This window comes from Runella sp. (assembly GCF_027484545.1).
In the GTDB taxonomy this organism is placed as follows: domain Bacteria; phylum Bacteroidota; class Bacteroidia; order Cytophagales; family Spirosomataceae; genus Runella.
Window position 1 is genome coordinate 1 of the sequence record NZ_JAIXST010000125.1, and the last position, 3155, is coordinate 3155.

Annotated in this window: 5 protein-coding genes; all 5 read left to right on the plus strand. The window is 42.7% G+C overall.

Features of this window, described 5'->3' with window-relative positions; all coding sequences use genetic code 11:
* On the plus strand, nucleotides 1–224 hold a 224-nt coding region (locus tag Q0081_RS10640; RefSeq protein WP_298352573.1), incomplete at its 5' end, for a hypothetical protein.
* A gap of 69 nt (nucleotides 225–293) precedes the next feature.
* Entirely contained in the window at nucleotides 294–686 is a 393-nt protein-coding gene (locus Q0081_RS10645; protein WP_298352574.1) for a hypothetical protein, read from the plus strand.
* A 7-nt stretch (nucleotides 687–693) separates the two neighbouring features.
* A complete protein-coding gene (locus Q0081_RS10650) occupies nucleotides 694–2478 on the plus strand; it encodes a serine/threonine-protein kinase (RefSeq protein ID WP_298352576.1) in 1785 nt (594 codons plus the stop codon).
* 12 nt (nucleotides 2479–2490) lie between these two features.
* Nucleotides 2491–2958, plus strand: a complete 468-nt coding sequence (locus tag Q0081_RS10655) for a serine/threonine-protein kinase (protein WP_298352579.1) — start codon at nucleotides 2491–2493, stop codon at nucleotides 2956–2958.
* 9 nt (nucleotides 2959–2967) lie between these two features.
* On the plus strand, nucleotides 2968–3155 hold a 188-nt coding region (locus tag Q0081_RS10660), incomplete at its 3' end, for a hypothetical protein (protein ID WP_298347969.1).

Genomic DNA, 3155 nt, shown 5'->3' on the forward strand with positions numbered 1-3155 from the left:
ACGGAAGGCAATTATACGTAATTTATCCTTGGGGAGAAGGGGGATACCCCTTCTTTCTCAAAAATATTACTTCTCTTGCCCTCTTTAAAAGTTGCATTTACTCCTTGAATCTAAGAAAAGAAAGTCCGTTGAGTGAAAATAATCGGATGAAATGGTTGGGGGGAACCCTTCTGCTTTTATTTGTTGGAGTGATTGGTTTTCTATTGGGTAAATGGAGACCGTAATCTCCCGAAACTCAACCTCCCGCTACAGAAAAAGCTAAAAGTATTCCGGCCGTCAATCAAAAAGTAAATATGGATACGTTAGTGATGCAGGCATTAAAAAGTAAAAGTCGCCGACTGGAGCTTACTCTGGAAATGACAGGAGATACACTGCGACTTGCTGATGTCGTCTTACTCAAAGATACACTTACTATTGTCCGAATTGGCTCTCCTTTGCTCATTTTGCCTGCGGACAGCACTACGCAAGTTGTTGCTTTTCAGGTATTGAAAGGGAGTTTTATTAAAATCGAAAATGTGATTTTCAGTGGTTTTAAGACGGCCATTCAAACCGAAGAAAATGTAAAATTGTCGCTCAAAAATGTGCAATTCAAGGGAGAAGGAGTTAAGATAAGAGCAGAATGGATACCCAAAGACACGCTGAAAACGCGGGAAATTATTTTCCCTACCACATCTTTACCAAACTAACTATTCCATGCCGACGATCAGCTTCAACCAATATTTTCCCGGTTATGAGATTTTGGGGGAACTCGGACGAGCCAACGCCCGCGTTCTGAAAGCCCGTCACCTGCCAACGGGAGATTTAGTGGCTATCAAGCATTTTTCCTTCAATACCGATGCGGAAACCCTGCGCCGTTTTCAGCAGGAATCGACCATTATGACTACCATTCAGCATCCCAATGTGGTCAAAGTAAGGGAGGTACATTTTGATGCTGAATTGCCTTATATCGTCATGGAGCTCGTTGAAGGGGGCGATGTGCGCAGTTTACTGAAAAAAAGCGATTTTCTGGACGTTCCCACGGTCATTCGATTGGGATTACAAATGGCCGATGCCCTGAAAGCGATTCACGATAAAGAGGTCGTTCATCGCGATATCAAGCCCGACAATATCATGTACCGTGAATTGCAAAGCGGAGAATTACACTTTTTACTGACCGATTTTGGAATCGCTAAACTCCGTAATGTAGAATCAATGACCATCACCGGTCAGGCACCTATGACCCCGGAGTACGCTTCGCCCGAGCAGTTCAATGACTTGGAAAATGCCACCGAAGCCACCGATTTCTATTCCTTGGGCATAGTATTGTACGAATGTTTAACAGGCAACGTACCTTTCCCTCTGGGCTCAAAAGGAATTGGAGCCTTGAGTAGAAGGGTGGAAGAAGAAGCGCCACCGCCCATTGCCATTAACGGTTTTTTTCCGGCGAGTCTGCAAAAAATCGTTAACAGTTTACTGCAAAAGAAGCCCAATGAACGTTTAACGAACTCCACAACGCTAAAGAGGGGACTTAAAAAAGCGGATTGGGAATGGGACGAAGGTGAAAATGGGGCAGAAGAAATTCCGCCTTTACCCAATAATAAGACGAAGATGCCTCCGCCCATTGATCCCGTCAAACCGATTGATAATGCACAGAAAAAGAATCGGGTAACGGAGAAGGAAGAAAAGCCGATTGACAAAATTCCACCGAAGCAGGAGGAAAAGCGAATTGAAAAAGAGAAAAGAAAACAGGAAGTTGAACCTCAAAAAAAATCAGGCAGTAATGGATTAGGCTGGGCCATTGGGTTTGTTATAATCGCTTTGATTGCAGCGGTTGTTTACTTAAAATTCTACGAATCTTCTCCTCAACAGACATTCTATCCAACGGATACTTCACAAACCACAAATGATGCGGACTATGTGGCAGATTCATCAATCGATTCCGGAGAACACACTTCTTCCGAAGTGACGTTAATTGATCCTCGCAAACTGGTAGAGATTGGCATTAGTGATTATAACAAACAGGCATACGAGGGAGCATTCGGCGCGTTCTATAATGCAGCCGAGCAAGGAAATGCCACAGGACAAAGCTGGACGGGTTATCTATATGACAAAGGTCTTGGGATAACGGAAGACAAAAAAGAGGCCGAAGCTTGGTACCTCAAGGCCGCAGAACAAGGGAATGCATTGGCACAAAATAACTTAGGCGTTTTGTACGAAAGCGGGTCAGGTGTAGAGCAAAATTACACCCAGGCTTTGCTATGGTATCGCAAATCCGCCGATCAGGAAAATGACTGGGGGCAATATAATTTAGGTTCAATGTATGCTAACGGTTATGGGATCAGAAAAGATATGAGCCAAGCACTAACGTTGTACCGATTAGCGGCAGAACAGGGAAACACCAATGCCATCACGGCTTTAAAAAACTTAGGGTATAGCACGGCCGAATTTGCTATTCCCCCTCAAGCGGACTCAACTGCTACTGTAATTAGAAGACAATAAAAAAATACGATTATGCCTACTGAAAACTTCAACGAAAAGTATTTTCCCGATTACGAAATCTTGGGTACGATTGGGGAAAGCAACGCGCGTGTAATAAAAGCGCGGCACCGGCTTACCGGTGACTTAGTGGCTATCAAGCATTTGCCTTTTAATATTGATGAGGGTACACTGCGCCGTTTCAAAAGAGAAGCCGATTTGATGACCTCGCTTGACCATCCCAATATCGTCAAAATCAAAGATTATCATTTTGATGGTGAATTGCCTTACATAGTCATGGAATGGGTAGAGGGAGGAGATTTGAGAGGCCTGTTGAAAAGCAGCCATGGCTCATTAAATGTGTCAACCGTTGTTGAATTGGGTTTACAGATATCCCAAATCTTCGAAGTCATTCACGAAAAAGAGATTATCCATCGTGACATTAAACCTGAAAATATTCTGTACCGGATTTTAGGTACTGGGTTTATAATTTATGATATTTAACTTTGCGTCATGAATGTTATAGATTTTGACAAATTTAAAGAGTTACAATACTTCAATAATGAATTGTGCAAGTATCATAACAAAATAGGTCATGGCAACGTGTGTATTTTAAGTCGCAAAAACAATCAAGTCTATTGTAACGGGTGTAAGCCTCGTTGGGTTTTAACAAAAGACACTTTTTTCTATGACCTTCGCAG